This window comes from Nostoc mirabile CHAB5784 (assembly GCF_020829645.1).
GTDB lineage: Bacteria > Cyanobacteriota > Cyanobacteriia > Cyanobacteriales > Nostocaceae > Nostoc > Nostoc mirabile.
In genome coordinates, this window is record NZ_JAIVFS010000006.1 from 112,143 (window position 1) to 131,569 (window position 19,427).

At 42.3% G+C, this 19,427-nt stretch carries 15 protein-coding genes and 3 pseudogenes; 4 read left to right on the forward strand and 14 right to left on the reverse strand.

All coding sequences use genetic code 11. The annotated features are described in order from the left end of the window. Positions 1-255 precede the first annotated feature (255 nt). The 3 genes and pseudogenes from LC653_RS06775 to LC653_RS47845 all read right to left on the reverse strand — a co-directional run. Positions 256-816 carry a Uma2 family endonuclease gene (locus LC653_RS06775; protein WP_229493671.1) on the reverse strand — a complete coding sequence of 187 codons (561 nt, stop codon included), beginning with the start codon at positions 814-816 and terminating at the stop codon, positions 256-258. Between the two features lie 262 nt (positions 817-1,078). Then, a complete protein-coding gene (locus LC653_RS06780) occupies positions 1,079-1,639 on the reverse strand; it encodes a Uma2 family endonuclease (protein ID WP_229493559.1) in 561 nt (186 codons plus the stop codon). Between the two features lie 103 nt (positions 1,640-1,742). Next, a pseudogene (locus tag LC653_RS47845) lies at positions 1,743-2,534 on the reverse strand (pentapeptide repeat-containing protein); the annotation flags it as partial. Here LC653_RS47845 and LC653_RS47850 point away from each other — a divergent pair. After that, positions 2,509-2,574: pseudogene (locus LC653_RS47850) on the forward strand (hypothetical protein); the annotation flags it as partial. The pseudogenes LC653_RS47845 and LC653_RS47850 overlap by 26 nt on opposite strands. 98 nt (positions 2,575-2,672) lie before the next feature. On the opposite strand, the pseudogene LC653_RS06785 reads toward LC653_RS47850, so the two are convergent. Next, a pseudogene (locus LC653_RS06785) lies at positions 2,673-5,231 on the reverse strand (NACHT domain-containing protein); the annotation flags it as partial. 334 nt (positions 5,232-5,565) lie between these two features. Between LC653_RS06785 and LC653_RS06790 the strand changes: the two are divergent. Continuing rightward, positions 5,566-5,802, forward strand: a complete 237-nt coding sequence (locus LC653_RS06790; protein WP_229493563.1) for a hypothetical protein — start codon at positions 5,566-5,568, stop codon at positions 5,800-5,802. 170 nt (positions 5,803-5,972) lie between these two features. On the opposite strand, the gene LC653_RS06795 is transcribed toward LC653_RS06790, so the two are convergent. The 3 genes from LC653_RS06795 to LC653_RS46145 form a co-directional block, all read right to left on the reverse strand. Then, positions 5,973-7,739, reverse strand: coding sequence for a WD40 repeat domain-containing protein (locus LC653_RS06795; protein WP_229493565.1), 1,767 nt, complete (start codon positions 7,737-7,739; stop codon positions 5,973-5,975). 436 nt (positions 7,740-8,175) lie between these two features. Then, on the reverse strand, positions 8,176-8,571 hold the full coding sequence (locus LC653_RS06800; RefSeq protein WP_229493567.1) for a hypothetical protein: 396 nt from the start codon (positions 8,569-8,571) through the stop codon (positions 8,176-8,178). Between the two features lie 59 nt (positions 8,572-8,630). Then, on the reverse strand, positions 8,631-8,759 hold the full coding sequence (locus tag LC653_RS46145; RefSeq protein WP_267922973.1) for a hypothetical protein: 129 nt from the start codon (positions 8,757-8,759) through the stop codon (positions 8,631-8,633). Between the two features lie 169 nt (positions 8,760-8,928). On the opposite strand from LC653_RS46145, the gene LC653_RS06805 reads away from it, so the two are divergent. After that, positions 8,929-9,627 (forward strand): SDR family oxidoreductase, encoded by a 699-nt coding sequence (locus LC653_RS06805; protein ID WP_229493569.1) that lies wholly within the window; start codon positions 8,929-8,931, stop codon positions 9,625-9,627. A 188-nt stretch (positions 9,628-9,815) separates the two neighbouring features. Here the strand turns inward: LC653_RS06805 and LC653_RS06810 are convergent, their stop codons facing one another. The 7 genes from LC653_RS06810 to LC653_RS06840 all read right to left on the reverse strand — a co-directional run bounded on the left by LC653_RS06810 (position 9,816) and on the right by LC653_RS06840 (position 17,242). Further along, positions 9,816-10,865: a Rieske 2Fe-2S domain-containing protein gene (locus LC653_RS06810; RefSeq protein WP_229493571.1), complete on the reverse strand. Its 1,050-nt coding sequence runs from the start codon at positions 10,863-10,865 to the stop codon at positions 9,816-9,818. A gap of 180 nt (positions 10,866-11,045) precedes the next feature. Further along, on the reverse strand, positions 11,046-11,483 hold the full coding sequence (locus LC653_RS06815) for a secondary thiamine-phosphate synthase enzyme YjbQ (protein WP_229493573.1): 438 nt from the start codon (positions 11,481-11,483) through the stop codon (positions 11,046-11,048). 124 nt (positions 11,484-11,607) lie between these two features. Beyond that, entirely contained in the window at positions 11,608-12,798 is a 1,191-nt protein-coding gene (locus LC653_RS06820; protein WP_229493575.1) for a pyridoxal phosphate-dependent aminotransferase, read from the reverse strand. 395 nt (positions 12,799-13,193) lie between these two features. After that, positions 13,194-13,412 (reverse strand): ssl0294 family protein, encoded by a 219-nt coding sequence (locus LC653_RS06825; protein WP_229493577.1) that lies wholly within the window; start codon positions 13,410-13,412, stop codon positions 13,194-13,196. Between the two features lie 273 nt (positions 13,413-13,685). Then, positions 13,686-14,726 (reverse strand): GGDEF domain-containing response regulator, encoded by a 1,041-nt coding sequence (locus LC653_RS06830; RefSeq protein WP_229493578.1) that lies wholly within the window; start codon positions 14,724-14,726, stop codon positions 13,686-13,688. A 621-nt stretch (positions 14,727-15,347) separates the two neighbouring features. Next, a complete protein-coding gene (locus LC653_RS06835; RefSeq protein ID WP_229493579.1) occupies positions 15,348-16,370 on the reverse strand; it encodes a tetratricopeptide repeat protein in 1,023 nt (340 codons plus the stop codon). 317 nt (positions 16,371-16,687) lie between these two features. Next, a complete protein-coding gene (locus tag LC653_RS06840) occupies positions 16,688-17,242 on the reverse strand; it encodes a GNAT family N-acetyltransferase (protein WP_229493581.1) in 555 nt (184 codons plus the stop codon). Positions 17,243-17,296: 54 nt separating this feature from the next. Between LC653_RS06840 and LC653_RS06845 the strand changes: the two genes are divergently transcribed. Continuing rightward, the gene (locus LC653_RS06845; protein WP_229493583.1) at positions 17,297-19,177 is read left to right on the forward strand and encodes an ABC transporter ATP-binding protein; all 1,881 of its coding nucleotides are present in this window, start codon (positions 17,297-17,299) and stop codon (positions 19,175-19,177) included. Positions 19,178-19,427 lie beyond the last annotated feature (250 nt).

Genomic DNA, 19,427 nt, shown 5'->3' on the forward strand with positions numbered 1-19,427 from the left:
ATACAAATTTTTGTGGTACACACGAAGCGCTGTACCGCCCAGTTTCTACAATAAACCTACAGATACAGATGCGCCGTGTGCGACTTTCTTTCAAACCTAACCCCCAGCCCCTTCCCTAGCAGGGAAGGGGAGCAAGCATCAAAGCCTCTCGACCTTTCGGGGAGAGGAATGGAAACGGAGTTTCAAGAAGAAGTTGCACATCGCGTTACAGATACAATCCTTTCCAACTTTCTTTGGGAAATGCCTTTGCTTTATTTACGTCAAACTCAACCAGCCAAAAACTTGTTCTACAGTCAGTTCCAACTCGATACCCTCCAGGATGGGTAATTTATCAGCACCTTCGTATAATTCCAGCCGCTGTCCAGGAAAAATCCCTAGCACACTTTCGTCTTCCGGGTTGATTAACCAGCCTAGTTCAGTACCATTGCGCGAACAATGCAATAATTTACTCAACACTTTTGTAAACTTTTGGTCTGGGGAAAGAATCTCAATTGCCCAGTCGGGATGAATTTCAAAGCGATTAGCAATTCTGCCAGTAGAAGTTTTAGGAATTCTGTCCCAGCGAAACACAGACACATCAGGGACGATAGAAGCACTGCCAAAGGTACAACGCAGTTCGGGCAAAGCCAAAGCAGTTTTTTGCCTTTCGGTTATCTGATTGATGACATGACAAGATTCGCTCCGCAGTAGGCTATGTTCACCTTGAGGCATGGGTTTTTGAATGATTTCCCCCTTGATAAAATCTGATGCTGGTTCAGTTTCTGGCAGTTTGAGGAACTCGTCTAAAGTTAGTTGGGGTTGAATTGCGATCGCCATAAGCAAATAGTATAGAGGGGATGGTTTTATTATCGGCGTTAGCGATCGCCTACGGGTAAGCAAGCTATGACAGGCAATGCTATTTCATTCTCATGTAGGCCACCTCAGAATGAATTCTGAGTCTAATAGCTAAAGTCGTCTAAAGACGACTGAGAAAAGATTATAGTCCGTTTTAACGGACTTTAGCTATGAGCCGCGGAACTTCAGTTCTGGGCGGTTTCTGTCTAGAACGAAATAGCCCTGCTATGATAGGTGCTAAAAATTATATTTTTGGGAAACCTACGAGGCGATGAACTTGGACTGATACATCACCAAAGGCTAGGGGGACAATAGTACCTGTGGTTAATGTCAGTTCAGTTGTGTATTGCCCATTTTTTAAGTCTCGAAATACTTGCAACTGAGAATTTTTGAGATTGACAACCCAATATTCAGCAATGCCTGCTTCTGCATAGATGTCTTTTTTATCACCTAAGTCTTTGCTCAAGGTGGACTGAGAAAATTCGATAATCCAGAAAATATCTTCAGGGTAAGGGTGATGTTCTAAGTAGACCTCGCCTAGAGGTTTGACAATCGCCACATCGGGGACGAGTTCTGAGTCGTTGGGTAGGGTGATGGGTTTGGCATCGCGGATTTTTGCGCGTTCACCAAGCAGTGTGCGGAGATAATCAGCTGCTTCGGTATTGTAGTAGGCATGGGGTTCTCGTTCTGGGGGCATAACTATGAGGTCGCCGCGCAATAGTTCAATGGGTTGGTCATCAAAAATCCCTGCTTCTATTGCTCGGTGATAGCGTTCAATTGTCCATTTATAGGTAGTTACCGTCATAGCCGCCTTTTTTCTACCGCTTCGACAATAGCTTTAGTTTGATTTTAGTTGATTGCTAAGTGACAAACATTTTTGCCTTGCCACGCTACTGACTAATTACGAATTACGAATTACCATAGCCCTCAACCTGCCGCAACTTCTCCAATTCCTCTGGCGTGAGGGGATTATTTCCTGACTTCAGTGATTCTATCCAGCGTAGCCGTCGCTGCTTCACATCATTTGAGTAATCAAGTGCGCCACTGTCTACAGCAGCTTGAAAATCTTCTAATGCCCCTACCAAGTCGCCTGTCAAAACTCTAGCCAGTCCTCGACTGTCTTGATAGATTTTCTTATCCGGGTCTAAGGTAACGGCTTTTTCACAGATTTTGAAAACACCTTGAGCATAACCGTGTAAACAGCCAACCCAGCAAATGCTATTTTGAAATTCAGCAGAGTTTCTCAAACTAGGGTCAAATATTTGGGCTTGCTTGAAAGCTTCTTGTGCTTCTTTAATTTTGCCTTCTCTCACCCAACTGATACCGCGACTCAACGCAACTACAGCCGCAAAAGCTTTGTCCTGGGCTAACTCTGGAGATACGTTTACTGTTTCATGCAGCCCTTTTGCCTTGAGCCATTTTGTGTCACTGTTCCATACAACTTTTTGGAGGTTGGCACCGCTGAGGTTGGCATCGCTGAGATTGGCATCGCTGAGATTGGCATCGCTGAGGTTGGCATGGCTGAGGTTAGCATGGCTGAGATTGGCATGGCTGAGGTTGGCACGACTGAGGTTGGCATCGTTGAGGTCGGCACGACTGAGGTTGGCATCGCTGAGGTCGGCACGGCTGAGGTTGGCATCGCTGAGGTCGGCATCGCTGAGGTCGGCATCGCTAAGGTTGGCATCGCTGAGGTCGGCATCGCTGAGGTTGGCATCGCTGAGGTTGACACGACTGAGGTAGGCATAGCTTAGGTTGGCACGGCTGAGGTAGGCATCGCTGAGATTGGCACGGCTGAGGTTGGCATCGCTGAGGTTGACACGACTGAGGTAGGCATCGCTGCTGAGGTTGGCATTGCTGAGGTTGGCACGGCTGAGGTCGGCACCGCTGAGGTTGGCACGACTGAGGTTGGCATGACTGAGAAATAATCTTAAGTTCTGGTTAAAAGCAGAGATACTCAGGCAGTGACTATAGCCGATAATACGGAGCAAGCGTTGTGAGTCAAATTCATTACTATCAAGTTCACCGCAGGGGTGAAAGGTAATTTTGTCTTTGAGGTCGTCTTTTCTTTGGGCATAGCGATGCAACTCTAGAAGCAAAATCATCACATTCAGCCCTGTATACACATCCACCTGACGCAATCCCAACTCAATTTCTCGCTCTGGTAATTGCTCCCGCAATTGTTTTTTCTTTATCAGAGGCAGGTTTGCATCTTCTGCATCAATAAATTCCCCATCGCACCAACGGAGGTAGAATTGCACTAATCTTTGAAACAGTTGACACAAGCGTTCCACGTTTGGAAATTCCGAATTCTCAGCCAACCAACCCATCAAATATTCGACAATTTCAAGCGTTAAATTTCCATAACCTAATAAATCGTAAATCTGCTTATCCATTACCTCCGTGGTAATAAAGTCACGCTTGCTTACCTTGGTTGTCCAATCGATAAAGCTTTTTAGTAACCGTTCCGCAAATAAAAACTCGCTAAAGCTCTTGTGAACAAACTCTACTGAACCGCCTTTATCGCCGGAAGCTGGTTTAATATAAAATGCCGTCAACAAATTATTGAGTAGCTTATCTTGTTGATTTTTTTGGGAGGTATTCTCCTGTCTGGCATCCTGAATTAACTTTGCTGCGGGGTTGTTGCTATCTTTGAGCCGTGCTTCTAACATCGTCACTCTGGCAGATTCATTCCCAGACTGCACCACACACAAAGCGGCTTCGGTGAGAAACTGCCGCAAATCTTCACTCTCCAATCCAGTCAAGCGAGAGTTATCATTCTGATTTTCACTGTCACGCTGTTTTTCTAGTACCCACTTCACCGATTCGTCATAGATGCGGATTTTTGCCTTAATAGCATCTGCGCCTGCAAACATTTGGACGTTGAGACGCTTGTCTCGGTGCATCCGTGCTAGTAAATAAAGCAGTAAGGGTTCTCGTGCTAGTTTATTTTTGACTTCATTAGGGCAAGCCTGCAAAAATTCTTCAAACTCACTCTTGTTAACTTGAGCCGCAACCGCCCATTTATCCAGCCATTTTTGCTGAATTGAGTCATCCATTGGCTGAAGTTCGACGCGCTTCAAGCTTTTGGTTTGTGAAAGTAGCCGCTCAATTCCTTGCAGCGCTAAAGGACGACCAGTAATCAAAAACTGATGACGGCAAAAGGGGTTTTTTTGAAACTGTTCCACCTGTTCTAAAAATTCCTTCAAGCCGCCGCTGGCTCGTCCTTCTAGTAATAACTCGTCAAACCCATCTAGTAAAAACAAAAACCGAGTATTCTTATCTGTCAGCCAGCCTAAATCACTGGTGACAAAATAAAAGTGTTGTAAATAGTTCTCTAAAGTATCAGTTAAGTTATCTCTTAGTACCCGCAAATCTCGCAACCGAATCAGAATTGGGGTAAAGCTAGGATGTAATTCTCGCTGTACCCAATCGGCAAACATCCGACAAAAGACACTCTTACCACGTCCGGCTTCGCCTTGAATAAACAAAACTTGTTTGTGTTTTGTATCTGAGTCATTCAGTATATTCTTAACCCACGCTTCTAGTTCCAGACTTGCGTCGTCATTGGCATCCAGTTCTTTGACTTGCAAAGGTACATACAAATCCCGAAAGGTAATATGGATTTCATCAAAAATCTTTTCTTCTGGCTTTGATTTAATTACCTGTTCCAAATAATCTGTAATACTTAGATTCTTCTCTAGCTTTTCTTTTCCTCCGGCGCTATACCATTTCCAAAGTTTGTCTGCTTTCTCCCCGACTTCTACCAATGCATCTTGCATATATTCATCAGTGTGACGAGCTACCCGTTCAGTTAAGGTTTTTGCTTCTGTCTCGGATAATCCCGCTTCTTGCAAGCGTTGCTGTAAAATCTGATTAAATGATTCTGCTAGTTGAGATTCGTGAAAATAGAGAATAGCTTTTTTAACTTCCCGCTCATCAAATTCTTGCTCACCTAATTTCTGAATCTGCGAAGCTAAAGCATGAGAAGCTGGAAGGTTTTGATCAATTTTCTTGAGTAATTCCGAATCTTGTTTGAGAATATCCTGAAAGCTATCTATGTAAGCAGCCTGACTAACTAGTAGCACACAGTTTTCTAAACTTGGCTCTTTGTTGGTTGCATCAATAATGAACTTTAGTATAGTAATGGCGATGGGTGCAAAGGGAATTACTTCTTTGGTAATTTGACCGAGAGGAGAATTAAATACATCTAATAGCGACGAAATCTGTTCTACATAAGGTTTGAAGTTTTGAACATTGGGTTTTTGCTCTTTGATGGCTTTTGCCAAATCAAGCACGGCTTTAGCAGCGTCGGCTCCAGTCTTTGTTACCTCTACGCCTTGTGTCCAGTTCAAATCCTGAATGTTTCGCAAAAACTTCCAGAGTTTCGTCATCGCCATAGACTATTCTCCAACAGCATCAATTTGGTAAAAATGCACCTGTATAGCGCTTCTCGTTTGTATGCAATAGACTTTGACCTCTCTCCAAACCTCTCTCCTAAGAGGAGAGAGGCTTTGAAATTTACTCCCCTTCGCTTGTAGGGAAGGGGCTGGGGGTTAGGTTTATATTGGACTCAACTGAGAACCGCTATATTACTTAACTCATAGTCAACCAGCTAAAAACTTGTTTAACTGTCAGTTTTAACTCGGTATCTGTGAATGTAGGCAACTGATAAGCTATTGTATATAATTTCACTCGCTACTTGGAAACGCTGTTAGCACAGTTTTAAGTTTCATGCAGAAGCGTAGAGACGTAGAGAGTAGTATCAAAGGCTCGTTAATGAGTATCAAAGGTGGATTCATCCAGTTCAAAGGCTCATTAATGAGTATCAAAGGTGGATTCATCCAGTTCAAAGGCTCATTAATGAGTATCAAAGGTGGATTCATCCAGTTCAAAGGCTCATTAATGAGTATCAAAGGTGGATTCATCCAGTTCAAAGACTCGTTAACGGAGTTCAAAATGGATGAATAGACGCGATTAATGGCGTCTCTAAGCTGATGCGCGTCTAGATTGTACATTGCAATCGCTAAGACTGTCCTTTGTCAATTGGTCATCTGTCCTTTGAAATACAAATGACTAATGACAAATGACTAATGACAACCCTCACGAGTAAATATACAACTTAAATGCGTAACAGCTTACTAACTGCGTTGCCAAATTTTAATAGTCTTATCCAAACTCCCGCTCACCAACATCTCGCCGGAAGCTGTGAAGGCTAATGCTGTGACTATATGAGTATGACCTTTAAACGTACCCAGCAATTCCCCGGTTTGTAAATGCCACAATTTGATGGTTTTATCAGCACTACCGCTAGCGATAATTTGTCCATCGGGACTTAATGCGATCGCATATACTCTATCTCTATGTCCTTTCAGAGTATGAAGTAATTCCCCAGTCTCCAATTGCCAAATTTTAATCGTTTGATCCCAGCTACCACTCACCAGCATTTTACCATCTGCACTAATCGCCAAAGAACGAACGATGTGAGAATGACCCATGAGGGTATGCAGTGGTTGTGCGTCCTTTAAACTTTTTATCCCCGTCTCGGGTAAGGTGCGCCAGACTTTAATTTTGCGATAGCTACCTGTAACTAAAGTTTCCCCGTCTCGACTTAAAACCAGGGAATGAGCAGCTGTATCATCTAAAGAGAGTGCGATCGCAACCTGACGATGCATCAAATCCCAAAACAGAATTTTTCTATCATCTCCGCCAGTAGCTAACATTCTCCCATCTGGGGTGAAGGCAGCACAGCGCACTACCCCATTATGTTTGTGCAAAATATCTATCAAGTCTAAAGCACCTACATGCCAAAGCTTAATTGTGGAATCTGCACCGCAACTCACTAAAGTCTGTCCATCTGAACTAAAAGCCAGGGAATTCACTTCATCTACCAGCCCAGATATCACCCAAGGATACTCTGATAATGTATCTATTAATTCACCCTTGCTTAAATCCCAAAGTTTCGTTTCTCCCCGACTACCACTTGCCAATATGGGTAAAGCTTTGCCATTCTTACACCCGGAACTGAAAGCTAGGCAATTAATACCTCTGTTGTGTCCTTGCAAAGTTTGCCAGCATTCCCAGTCACCTACAATACCCTTGAGGCAATGCTCTGATGGTAGAGTCTGTATTGTATCTGCGATCGCTAAATCATTAATTAATGGCGACGTGTCTTTTTTACCAATAAGTGATTCTAAATACCAACTTAACCCCCCTGCATACAACAAGTTACTCGGATTAATGTAGAGTTTTGGTTCAGTAAGTTCAATTTGATTTGCAGGTAAAAAGCCTGTAATTATGCTCTGTTTTTCGTCGTATCCTAGCTTACCTGTAGATTGATAAAACAAACACAGAAAAATTAATACTTGGTGCTTTCTTAAATCTTCTTGAGTAACCGACCACCTAATTTTGTCTTTCTTAATACCATTAAAACTTTCTCCATCAGCAACATAAACTTGAACACTTAGCTGAGGATTATCTTTTAGTACATAAGAAAATTTGCTTTCGCCACACAAATTTCCCTCATCATCTAAAACCATGTTTTCCACGGTATCTTGTGATACCTTTTTTAGCAATTTCCCTAAACGTTCAGTTATCACCCCGTCAACAATATGCTCCCGCAAAAGATAATCTTGGGCTTGTTGTTGGAAGTATGTAGGAAAAGGTATCGTCCAGTCAGGAGGCTCAGGATATTCAGGCGGCGTCGGCGGCGGATTTTTGGCAAGAACTTCTGCTTGTTGGCGAGAAAGTTCTTGGAGTCTAGCCAATGGCTCGCCCCAAAAAGCCATAATTTCAGTGTGACAACCTTTGACTTGACTTTCCAGCAAAGATAAGTCATAAGTTTTAGGTTTTTTCACACGTTGAAGGAAGTCAGCTTGTTGAGATTTTAGTAAGCTAATCCAATCCATCTGCATTCCTGCGGCAAACTATTGCATACCTACGGTAAGCTATACCAATGCAATTACTCAAGTTTATAACCTTAGTTAATTAAAATACAGTAATCTTAGTAGTCTAATAAAACACAGTCATAAGGAGATGTTTCCGGGAAAGATAGAGATTATTGCACTTAGACATTTCATGAACTGATGCAGTTGAAGTATATAGAATTAAATGATGTCAGTCAATTCTAACGGAGATGGAGAAAGAGATACTGTTTCCCTAGAGACAGTTATAGCCGCAAAGGAAAGTTTAAAGTGAGACGGATTTCAAAGGTTGCCGTAACCTTAAGTCAACAAATCCCTACACAAAAATAGCGTAGTACAGCACGGCGGAAGTAAACCACCCATCCCCAATCAATGAAACCCTTGCGGTATAATAATTACGAATTACGAATTACGAATTATTTTAACCTTTGCGTTTTGGTTGTCTGGGTGTGGTACTTGTATCAGAGGAGTCGCCAAAAGTATCCCTTGCCTCAATCTGTTTAATTTTCATTTGCAAATTCAAGTCATCGCTGCTAACAATTGTTTCTAAATTAGCTAATCTTTGCTCTAACAGTTCTATTTGCTGCTGTTGCAAATAGTTAGTTTTTGATTTTTGCTCATCAGAACGCCAAATAGCAACTGTACCAACAGCTGCGCCACCAATTGCAACTAAAGGAAGAATAGCACCGCTTTTAGTAACTGCTGACAGTGGGATGCAAACTCCAAGAATGGCGACTGTAATTACCCAAATTCTTGTGGTGGCAGATAATCTGACATCTTGGTATTGTTCTAGATTGGGTTGAGATTTTTTAGCCATACTTAAATCCATTGAAAAGTTATTTGCTAGATTGGCACAATTGCTTATTAAAATACTTCCTACAATTGGGCTAAGTACAGCATTTCATTAATTCGTAGCAAATTAAATTTGGCAATATCCTGCAATGCCAACGCATCGGCTGACAATGCCAATGCATCGGCTGACAATGCCAATGCGTCCCCTTGCATTAAAAACGCTACAATTTTACGCAAAGCTGTACTAAGTAAATTTTAAGTAGGGTGTGTTACGGCTTTAGCCTAACGCACCATGTTATATAGGGTGTGTTAGGCGCTCATGTCATGTTTTTCGTGACAATCCTCTGATAAAATCCTTTGAGCGTAAGTAGTTAAATTTATTATGACAAGTGCATCTTATATTTTCCTGGCTGGGGCAAGTCGCGGTGTTGGTCGAGAAATTGCTCAATACCTCACAGCGCAACAGCTAAAGGTAAAAGCCCTCCTGAGAACAACAGCAGTTGCTACTGAATTAGAAAAAATCGGTATTGAGGTAGTTCTAGGAGATGCCTTGAATGTTGGCGATGTAGAACGCGCCATGCTTACAGATGAACCTATTCACACTGTTATCAGTACAATTGGCGGTTTACCATCAGATGTAGAAAGACCGGATTACCCTGGTAATAAAAATCTGATTGATGCAGCAGTTAAAGCTGGGGTGCAAAAGTTTATTCTTGTATCATCCATTGGTGCTGGCAATAGTGTTGTTGCTGCGTCACCCCAAGTTTTAGCCGTACTAGGAAAAGTTTTAGCTGAGAAAGACAAAGCTGAACAACACTTAATTGCCAGTGGACTCACCTATACAATTATTCGTCCTGGTGGACTCAAGTCAGAACCAGCAACGGGTAATGGTGTTTTGACTGAAGATCCGCACATTATTGGTAGCATAAATCGTGCAGATGTCGCACAGTTAGTTGGTCGCTGTTTAAATAGCGATGCCTACGGCGGGCTACGCCAACGTGCCAATAATAAAATTTTGTCAGCCATAGACCGAAATATGCTGTTTGGACAAAGAGAATTTGCAGAATTTACTTTGGAGTAATTTAACTAATTACTAATTCGTAATTCGTAATTCGTAATTCGTAATTGGTAGTTTTTGGGTTTAATTCTTCAACTCTTGGAAATGCACTCGCGTTCGTCTATACGTGGCGCTTTTTTTCAGTCAAGGTCTAAATAAGAGTCTGAAACAGTCTTTAATTACGAATTACGAATTATCAATTACGAATTATTTTAGGCACGCCAGCGGAGTATCTGACCCTTGACAGGATTCACAAATTCTCGTCCTTCAGCGACAGACTTAGCATACTCCCGCTTTAACTGGTAATACCACTGCGCCTGCATATCTGAGTCTTTAATCAGCCGCAGCACGGGATTATATTTCAAACCAATCTGCTGCTTTTCCACAACCGTTCGGTCTTGGCCAATGAAAGTCCGCGCCAACACATGTAGCAGTGGCTTGAAAAATCCTACCCAAGGAAGTGTCCAGTAAAGAGCAAAAGTTACCTCCGTTTCTGTGTCTGAAATCGGTGTAACTGCCGTTAAATTAACGACTCGATGGTTGCCAATGGTGGTTTCTTCGATTCTGACTCCAGGTAAACGAAAAGAAATTTCCGTTTCCGGCACACCACCGCCAATCAGCCAGTATAATCGACCCCCATTCGCTGGTAATCGGTGTCGTCGCATTGTGAAGCCGTAGGGCGAAGCATCGAATTGCTTCACTTCCTCATGCAGTTGCTCACTTCGCCACCACCAAGCGCGATGAACATAAGGTGAATGAGCAGGGTCCATCAGACCTACCACTGCATGATCTATAAAACAAGGGAATTTTACCACTTCTACAAACTGGTGCGGCTCGTCAAACCCTGGAATTACCGGAATCTCCATCTCAGAAGCAGGTTGAGGGTTATCGGGATCAGCCATATATATCCAGATATTCCCTTGGGCTTCCCGAATTTCATAGGAATCTACGTCAAAGCGCCTCAAATCCATCTGCTGTTCCTCCACAAGAGATGGAATCGCAGTGCAGCGTCCAGCCGGGTCAAAGCGCCAACCGTGGTAACAGCATTCCACTTCTTGTCCATTGAATCTACCACAACTCAAGGGCACACCACGATGCGGACAAATATCTGTCATCGCAGAGACTTTACCATCCTGGCTGCGAACTAACAGCACTGGTTCTCCCAAGAAAATGCGGCTGATCATCATACCTGGCTTGATCTGATTACTAGGCAGAGCATAGTACCAAGTATTACGTAATACAAAGTTATCGTTATTTTTCATCACTAATTGCGTCTGCCTTTGTCACAACGAAAGTTCTGGTTTGTGGAAAGGAAGGTTATGCTTAGAAACATTCTTTCAGGTTTTTAATTGCTGTAGGTAAACTCAACTGATACACTTGTTAGTTGCGTTCGTAATTTTCTCAGATTTAGGTTGTGGGAGGATTACAGGTGTGAAGTTGCATTATTCGCCAGAAATTTGGAAAAATACCGTTCTTTTGCGCGGCCCATCCAACTCAAAAAACAATACAGATTGCCAGGTTCCCAGAGCTAATTTACCATCCACAATGGGAATTATCTCACTAGTTGTCAGCATCATTGCCATTAAATGAGAGTGAGCATTAATCGGCTCATCTTCCGGGACATCTCTTAAATGCAAGTCATTATGCAAATAGCTGTCTGATTTAGGTGCTAATTTTTGCAAGAACACTTTTATATCTTCTAATAATCTAACTTCATTTTCGTTGATAGCTAAAGCTGTTGTTGTGTGTTGAGAAAATACTAAAACTTGTCCATTTTTAATTGATGTTGAAGTAAGAAAATCTTGGATTTGTGATGTTATATTATGAATATTAATTTTTGGTTTAGTTTCAATTTCAATTAACTTATTAATAATTGGCATCTCTTCAATTTAATATTTGGGATTGTAAAGGAGGTACGCCAACACAGTCTAACGTTCTCATAAATTAAATATCAACTCTTAACTCTTAACTCCTGTACAGACGCGATTAATCGCGTCTCTACTCCTAACTCCTAACTATAGTTTCCAAACCTTGCACTAATCTTTCTATACCTTCTTTTGCTGTCTCTTTTTGCAGCGCCCCATAGGCAACGCGGAGGTAGCATCCGTCATCCATGCCAAAGGTTGTACCTGGAATGACTGCTACTTTATGTTCCTGGATTAGCCTTTTAACTAACTCAAAAGCATCCATCTGAGTATTAACTTTGAGGAAAAAATAGAAAGCGCCATTGGCAGGTGTAATGCTACATAAACCTTGTAGGCGGTTAAGGGAGTCGAGTACTACTTGCCGCACTTGAGCGATGCCTACGGCGGGCTTTGCCAACGCACCTATATTACTCTCCAAATACTCCGCTTTGGCTTGCAATGCCCCTAAAGCTGCATATTGGGAAATTACTGGCGGACAAATCAAAATCGTATCCTGAACTTTTTTGACGGCGACAAATAAGTGTTTGGGAATCACCATGTAGCCAATGCGCCAACTGGCAAAACCGTATGCTTTAGAAAGGCTAAAAAGAGAAATGGTGTACTCGCTACTACTCGCAAATGCACCAGGGGAAACATGTTTTACCCCGTTATAGGTAAAGTATTCATAGGCTTCATCGCTGATGTGGTAAATGCCGCTATCCCCACAAATTTGATTTACTTGGTGCAATGCTGCTTTTGAATAGACCACTCCAGTCGGATTATTTGGTGAGATTGTCACCACAGCCCGCGTTTTGGGAGTAATTGCTTGAGCGATCGCCTCTTTTCGCAGTTGGTAATTTTCATCTGTCGCTACTAACACTGCACGACAACCAGCCATTGCGATCGCCATTTCGTGGTTGAAATAGTAGGGCGTATTCAGAATAATTTCATCGCCTGGGTTAGTTATTGCAAGAATGGCATTCATAAATCCCATATTGCTCCCGGCTGTCACGACGATGCAGTTTTCCCCATTGATTTCAATGCCGTTGAAGCTTTGCAATTTTTCTGCAAGTGCTGTCAGCAACGGGGGAATTCCTTCAACTGATTTGTATAAATTATTAGCGGGTTCGGCGAAGAATTTGGATAAAAATTCTATCGCTTCCGGTGGTGGATTGTAATAAACAACACCCTGTCCTAGAGAGATTGTTCCAAGAGAGTTTTTAATCAGTTCCCCAACCACAGGAATAATTGGCGACTGTACCGCCTGCATACGAGAGGTTAGGGATTCCATATTTCCTTGCCTATTTACCTATCTGGCTTTAGTATCCCTTAATGTGGAAGACATGGAAAGTTCCTTTGTGATAGATTCCCACACTTTCAATACGGTTCGGTTAACAAAGTTTGGGGGTTTAAGTCCCCTGCCTAAGAAGGGCAGCACGTTTTGATGCCTAATTAAAATCCCCGTTACAAAACGTAATTGCGAATGGGCGAAAAAGCGAATTGCGAATTGGTTTAACATGTTTGTCTCTCGGAGATCCCCCCAACCCCCCTTTTCAAGGGGGGCTTTTTCTGATATTTACCCCCTTTTTAAGGGGGTCGCCGCAGGCGGGGGGATCTTATCTTAACTGCAACAATGTGAGAGTCTGTGACCACAATGATTAGCCTGATTTGCGATTACCTAAAAATTTAGTCAATCGAAATCTGTTGAGGCCCACTTGCTTTGCCATTATGTGCATCTGTTGTGGTGCTGGTGTAGCTATTGGAGCGGGTCTGTTGATCCAGCCAGCTTTTTACAGGATCATCTGCAAGATTGAGCCGAAGTACACCAGAGAAGAACCCACCCACAAATGAGGCTGGATGCTGGATAAATTCTTTGAATATAGGTGACAATTCATTAATGAACATTTAGAGACTCCTGGCGGTGCCGTAAAGAATTATTACTTCTTAATTGATCGTAACCTGTTGAGCAATATATGGTTGGCGGTAACGAAAGATACAAATTTTGTCTGCCATGAACTGGGAATAAAGATGAAAGAGATAGCTAAATATTCTGGGTGTCCCACTATCTGAGCGGTTGATGGATTTGGGGCGTGATGAATTACGTAAAGTACGGTCAAAGTAAATCTTCTCACAACCAGTTTGCTGCAAGGCGAGGCGTCCATTTGCAGGTTTGACCGATTAGTATTTCAGGTCGCTATACATAGACTCACATGTAGCTATTTCTTCGCTACTTTTACGCCATTTATAGTTCCAGGTCGAGCCAACTAGTAGGTTATTGTGCCTGAAGCGATCGCGTCCTGCTCCCTTTGCCTGATATAGTGCTTTATCCGCCGCCGTAATTATTTCTTCAAAGTTAGAACCTGGCTCAGGAATTACTGTGGACAACCCAGCACTGAGGGTTATATGAGAACTAACTTGTGAATGACTATGAGCTATTGCCAATCTCCGCACCGCAAAGCAAATTCTCTCGGCAATTTTCGTAGCACCAAGTTCGTCTGTGTCAGGCAAAATCACAGCAAATTCTTCCCCACCATAACGGGCGACTAAATCAGCAGGGCGTTGAACAATATTTTTAATGGCTTTACAAATTTCTATAAGAGCGCGATCGCCTGCTTGATGACCATAGGTATCATTGTAAGATTTGAAAAAATCTACATCAAGGAGGATGAGAGACAGAGGCTGTTGCAAGCGTGCCATGCGCCGCCACTCTTGGTCTATATACTCTTCAAACCGTCGGCGGTTAGCTACTTGAGTTAAGAAATCGATAGTAACTAACGTAGCTAATCGCTGCAATTTTTCGTTAGCGGCAAAGAGTTTTTGATGTAGCTGCGATTGCTCAATCAAGCGTCTTACCCGTTGACGCAAAACTTGCCAGTTAATCGGTTTGGTAACATAGTCGATTGTACTTACTTGAAATACTCGCTCGATTAACTCAGTATCCTCAAGTTCTGTAATCATTAAAACTGGAGTATGTTTGTTTTCTTCAATACTCTGTACCATAGAGCAAAACTCAAACCCATCCATATCTGGCATGATGGCGTCAAGGAGTACTAAATCAGGGTGCAATTGGTGAAAAACATTCATTGCCTCCGTGCCATCTTTTGCCTCCACCACTCGATACCCTGATTGTTCTACCAAAAGTCGCAGTTGTTGACGGTGAAATTCTTTATTATCAACAATAAGAACTAAAGATTGGTTTCCTTGATGAGTAGCTTTCATTGTTGCTATCAACTATTTTTTATGTAGTTCTAAACAGTTGCGTCTACAAGTTGTAATTTTTGTAGCCTGAAGCCCTAAAAGCAAAGCCATCAAAAGAGAAAAATTCTTTAACCGACAGCTTAATACCTGGCTCACTCAATATTACACACTCAAACTTAGGAGTCTGTACGGTTTCAGACATTTGGCTCCTTAGTACAAAACTTTTAACAAAGGCTGCCCGGCCACAGCCGAATCGTCGCCATCAAGGTGAACGGTCTTTATTTAAAGTATATACGTACTAATAAAATTTATATGTTACTTAAGTATGAGCTTTACTACCAGATAAAATCCGGCACGACTTATTTGGGAAACATCCTCTAAGAGGATGAATGAACAAGTCCTCTTCACGGTAGCGAAATGTTCTAGATCCCCCTAAATCCCCCTTTTTAAGGGGGACTTTGATTCCGGTTCCCCCCTTAAAAAGGGGGGTTAGGGGGGATCAATAAGTGCAAAGATACAGCAAATCACTTTTCAAACAACCTCTTAGAGTTACGCCAAGTTTGGAACTTTTTGAGCTTCAACTCGAACAACAAAATTCCCAACTTCTTAAAGAAGTCGGGAATCTGAGTGTGCTGCATCAACCTACAGAGAATCTATAAACTGCTGTACTTTTTCCAGGAGTGGCTGATATTCGATTTGCTCTGCTAACTCTTGGGCGTTTTGATAGCACGATCGCGCCATTTTTTTGCGTTTCGTTGTGGCGTAAAGGCTTCCCATATTCAGCAAAGTTGAAATTTCTCCCAGCACATCGCCGAGTTGTTGATGAATCGCAATGGCTTGCTTATAGAACTTCATTGCTTGCCGATGCTCTGCCAGAGTGCTATAGGTATAACCAATGTTATGAAGCGTTGTTGCCTCACCAGAGCGATCGCTGATTGCTCGACGTGTCAAAAGAACTTGATAGTAGAGCAATAACGCTTGTTTCGGTCTTCCTAAATCACTATAGATTGAGGCAATATTATTCAAAGTGGTTGCTTCACCAACCAAATTCTTGACTGCTCGTTGAATTGGAAGCGCTGCTTGAAAAAATTCTAGAGCTTCCTCAAACTTGCCTAAGACATTGTAAGCAAACCCAATACCATTTAGGGTTGTTGCCTCACCAGAAAAGTCACCTAACAATCGGCGCATCCTCAAAATTTGGTGTTGTAGCAACAGTGCCCGTTTCGGTTCTCCTAACCGGGTATAAATTAGTGCTACATCATTAAGAGTAGAAATTTCACTTTGAGTATCTTGCGATCGCCTGCATATTGGTAGTGCTTGGTCAAAATATTCCAACGCTTGCAAAAAGCGTCCAAGACGGCTGTAGGTAGAACCCAGATTGCTAAGTGCAGTTGCTTGTGCTGGCGCGTTGCCAATTTCAACAGCAACCGAAAGCGCCTGATTAAAGCGCTCTAATGCTTTTTGAGGTTGCCAGCAACTGAGGTGAGCTAAACCAAGGTCGTTTAATGTATAACCTTCTCTGGCTCTGTCTGGAATTGATCTAGCCAAGTCTAAATTCTCCGTTGCCAGATCCAGAGACTCTTGGAATCTCCCCCTCTGGTAGTAGCGGCTTGCTTCATCACGACGTTGTTCCCACTCTTTGACTCGATTTAAAGGTTGCGTCATCTGACCTCAGTTGCATTCTGCGATAAATAGGCAGGACATCTTTTAGGAATGAACCTCTCTTAGGTTTCCCAAATTTTAACCTTAATCATCTACCTTTAGATATAAGACTTAAACAGAAAAATATGGTATCGTTTCATACTTACAGGGATATGCATGAAGTAATTAATACAAATAACCTAGTAGGAACGCACAGCTATGCGTCCCTACCAAAGAGCTAAAGCATATATTCTCTATAGCTTTATTGAGTTTGCAGCAGTGGTTTTTATATGTAGCAGTTGGTTCGCCCATGATTCTGTAGGCTGCGGGATCTGATAGTTTTAAGATTGCGAAATGTAAAGGGAATCATCTGGCTGCCATTCTGTGTGTGAGACAGCGTAGTACACTACATCATGGCCGTAATAGGTAGCATTCTTTTCGTACTTCATCCCTACCTTTTGAATTACACGCACTGAAGCGATATTTTCTGGATGTGCAATCGCTACTATCCGATCTAGCTTCACTTCCCAAAATCCAAACTTTAAAGTTGCAAGAGATGCTTCAGTTGCCAGTCCCATGTTCCAATAGGATTTGTCAAACACATAGCCAAGCTCAACTTCTGGCGTATTTTCCAGAAACCCAAGTCCACACCGGCCAATCATTGCACCAGTTTCTTTGTATATTACTGCCCACATGCCAAAGTTGTGTTGTTGCCACTGTTGGATATGTTTGCTTAAACTTGCCTGGGTTTGTTCCCTTGTTCTTGGCGACAGATACCTCATGACTTCTACATCGCTGTAGAGGCGAAATAGGTAATCGAAGTCGTTTAGATTGAAGTGCCTTAGTCGCAATCGTGCAGTTTCTATCTCAGGCATGGTATCAGAGGAATAGGACAAACGCTACTTTAAACATGCGTATTTTTTTATAAACATTAATATAATGCTCTTACTATGAGCATCTATCAATCTCTCAAAAAATCTTATACGCAAGATCGCCGGAGTGAAAATGACTGGCGGTTGTTTTCGCGTTTAGTGCCTTATGCCCGTCGTAACGGACGGCTGTTGGCGCTATCAATGGCCTTACTCGTACCGATCGCCCTAGCTAATGCCGTACAACCACTGTTGATTGGCCAAGCTATCTCCCTAATTCGCAATGAACCAAGCACTTACGAATTTCTCAGGAATCGCCCCATGTCCGAAGGGCTAAATATCCTGGAGGGATTATTGTTAGTTGCGATCGCAAGCCGACTAATTTTAACAGGCTATCAGGGTTATTTAGTACAGAAGTTAGGGCAACAAATCACCGCAGCAATTCGCCAAGACTTATTCCAGCACGTAACATCTTTAGCTGTACGCTTTTTTGACCGTACACCCGTAGGTAAATTAATTACCAGAATCACTAGCGATGTGGAAGTGTTAGGCGATGTCTTTTCTACTGGGGCAATTGGCATTGTGTCCAATTTGTTTTCCATGCTGGTGATTTTGGGTTTAATGTTTTCCATCCAATGGCAACTCACTTGCTTACTGCTATTGATGTTGTTACCAATTACCTGGTTAATTGTTTACATTCAGCAACAGTACCGCAAAGCCAATTACAAAGGGCGGGAAGAACTTTCTATATTGAACTCACAACTACAAGAAAATGTGGTTGGTATTAATGTGGTGCAGTTGTTCCGCAGAGAAAAATTTAATGCCGAATTGTTTCGCGCCACAAACAGCCGCTACACTCAGCAAGTGGATAAAACCATCTTTTATGATTCATTTATTTCAGCAACCTTGGAATGGATTGGTCTGATTGCGATCGCAGCTGTTTTGTGCATGGGTGGTTTGTTACTGTTAGGAAAAAGTTTAGCTTTTGGGACATTATCTGCATTTATCTTGTATGCCCAGCGATTATTTGATCCTTTAAGGGATTTTGCCGAAAAATTTACAGTAATTCAAGCAGGTTTTACTGCCATAGAACGCGTAGGCAATATATTAGATGAACCGATAGAAATCCGCGATCGCGCCAATGTCCGCTTCTCAATATTTGATGCGAAATTTGGCTATATAGACGAGATAGTTGCCAATCTAGAATCTCCAGACCTGATTTCCCCGCCTGAACTGGGAGAAATCCGTTTTGATCACGTCTGGTTTGCTTACAAAAATGATGATTACGTAATTAAAGACTTAGATTTCACCATTCATCCAGGTGAAAAAATTGCATTAGTCGGCCCCACAGGTGCGGGTAAAAGTTCGATCATCCGTCTTTTGTGCCGCCTCTACGAACCCACCCAAGGACGTATTCTCATAGATGGCGTAGATATTCGGGAAGTACCACAGGCAGAACTGCGGCGCTACATGGCAGTAATTTTCCAAGAAGGCTTTTTGTTTGCTGGCGATGTTAAAAGCAACATTTCTTTAGGAGATGGCTATACTGTTGAACAGATTCGACAAGCAGCAGAGCAAACCAACATTGCCCAGTTTATAGAAGAATTACCCCAAGGTTATGATACTCAACTTCGAGAACGGGGCACAAATATTTCTAGTGGTCAAAAGCAACTTTTAGCCTTTGCGCGGGCTGCTATTCGCAGTCCTCAAATCTTGGTACTAGATGAAGCTACTGCTAGTTTAGATGTTGGCACAGAAGCTTTAGTTCAAGAAGCATTAAACCAGCTTTTGCTCAGACGTACCGCCATTATTATTGCTCATCGCCTGTCTACGATTCGCAATGTAGACCGGATTTTTGTTCTAAAACGCGGCGAATTAATCGAACAGGGAAGTCACGAACAACTACTGGAACAAGGAGGGCTTTATGCCACTTTGCATAACTTGCAGATGTTGGGAAGTTAGACGATATATAGTCAAAAACTAACATTTACTAGAAAAATGCCTTAATTTTGCGGAATAAGTGACAGAGTTTGTGTAGATAATAATGAATAGCCTTTTTGCAAAGTAGTTACTGAAACTGGATTTGCAGAAATAGTGGGTGTGCAACCTTAGCATATCTAGCTTTTGTATTGCACTTGATTAAAAATGACCATAGGTTTATCACAAGCTGGCTCTAAAGACTTTGTTTTTCTGAAAAGCAAATAAGCCTTTG

Excerpts from the sequence above, each read along its gene's own strand:
- LC653_RS06775 (WP_229493671.1), bottom strand. The coding sequence starts at position 816 with ATGGCGATCGCAATTCAACCCCAACTAACTTTAGACGAGTTCCTCAAA.
- LC653_RS06780 (WP_229493559.1), bottom strand. The coding sequence starts at position 1,639 with ATGACGGTAACTACCTATAAATGGACAATTGAACGCTATCACCGAGCA.
- LC653_RS06790 (WP_229493563.1), top strand. The coding sequence starts at position 5,566 with ATGCAGAAGCGTAGAGACGTAGAGAGTAGTATCAAAGGCTCGTTAATG.
- LC653_RS06795 (WP_229493565.1), bottom strand. The coding sequence starts at position 7,739 with ATGGATTGGATTAGCTTACTAAAATCTCAACAAGCTGACTTCCTTCAA.
- LC653_RS06800 (WP_229493567.1), bottom strand. The coding sequence starts at position 8,571 with ATGGCTAAAAAATCTCAACCCAATCTAGAACAATACCAAGATGTCAGA.
- LC653_RS46145 (WP_267922973.1), bottom strand. The coding sequence starts at position 8,759 with ATGCAAGGGGACGCATTGGCATTGTCAGCCGATGCATTGGCATTGTCA.
- LC653_RS06805 (WP_229493569.1), top strand. The coding sequence starts at position 8,929 with ATGACAAGTGCATCTTATATTTTCCTGGCTGGGGCAAGTCGCGGTGTT.
- LC653_RS06810 (WP_229493571.1), bottom strand. The coding sequence starts at position 10,865 with ATGAAAAATAACGATAACTTTGTATTACGTAATACTTGGTACTATGCT.
- LC653_RS06815 (WP_229493573.1), bottom strand. The coding sequence starts at position 11,483 with ATGCCAATTATTAATAAGTTAATTGAAATTGAAACTAAACCAAAAATT.
- LC653_RS06820 (WP_229493575.1), bottom strand. The coding sequence starts at position 12,798 with ATGGAATCCCTAACCTCTCGTATGCAGGCGGTACAGTCGCCAATTATT.
- LC653_RS06825 (WP_229493577.1), bottom strand. The coding sequence starts at position 13,412 with ATGTTCATTAATGAATTGTCACCTATATTCAAAGAATTTATCCAGCAT.
- LC653_RS06830 (WP_229493578.1), bottom strand. The coding sequence starts at position 14,726 with ATGAAAGCTACTCATCAAGGAAACCAATCTTTAGTTCTTATTGTTGAT.
- LC653_RS06835 (WP_229493579.1), bottom strand. The coding sequence starts at position 16,370 with ATGACGCAACCTTTAAATCGAGTCAAAGAGTGGGAACAACGTCGTGAT.
- LC653_RS06845 (WP_229493583.1), top strand. The coding sequence starts at position 17,297 with ATGAGCATCTATCAATCTCTCAAAAAATCTTATACGCAAGATCGCCGG.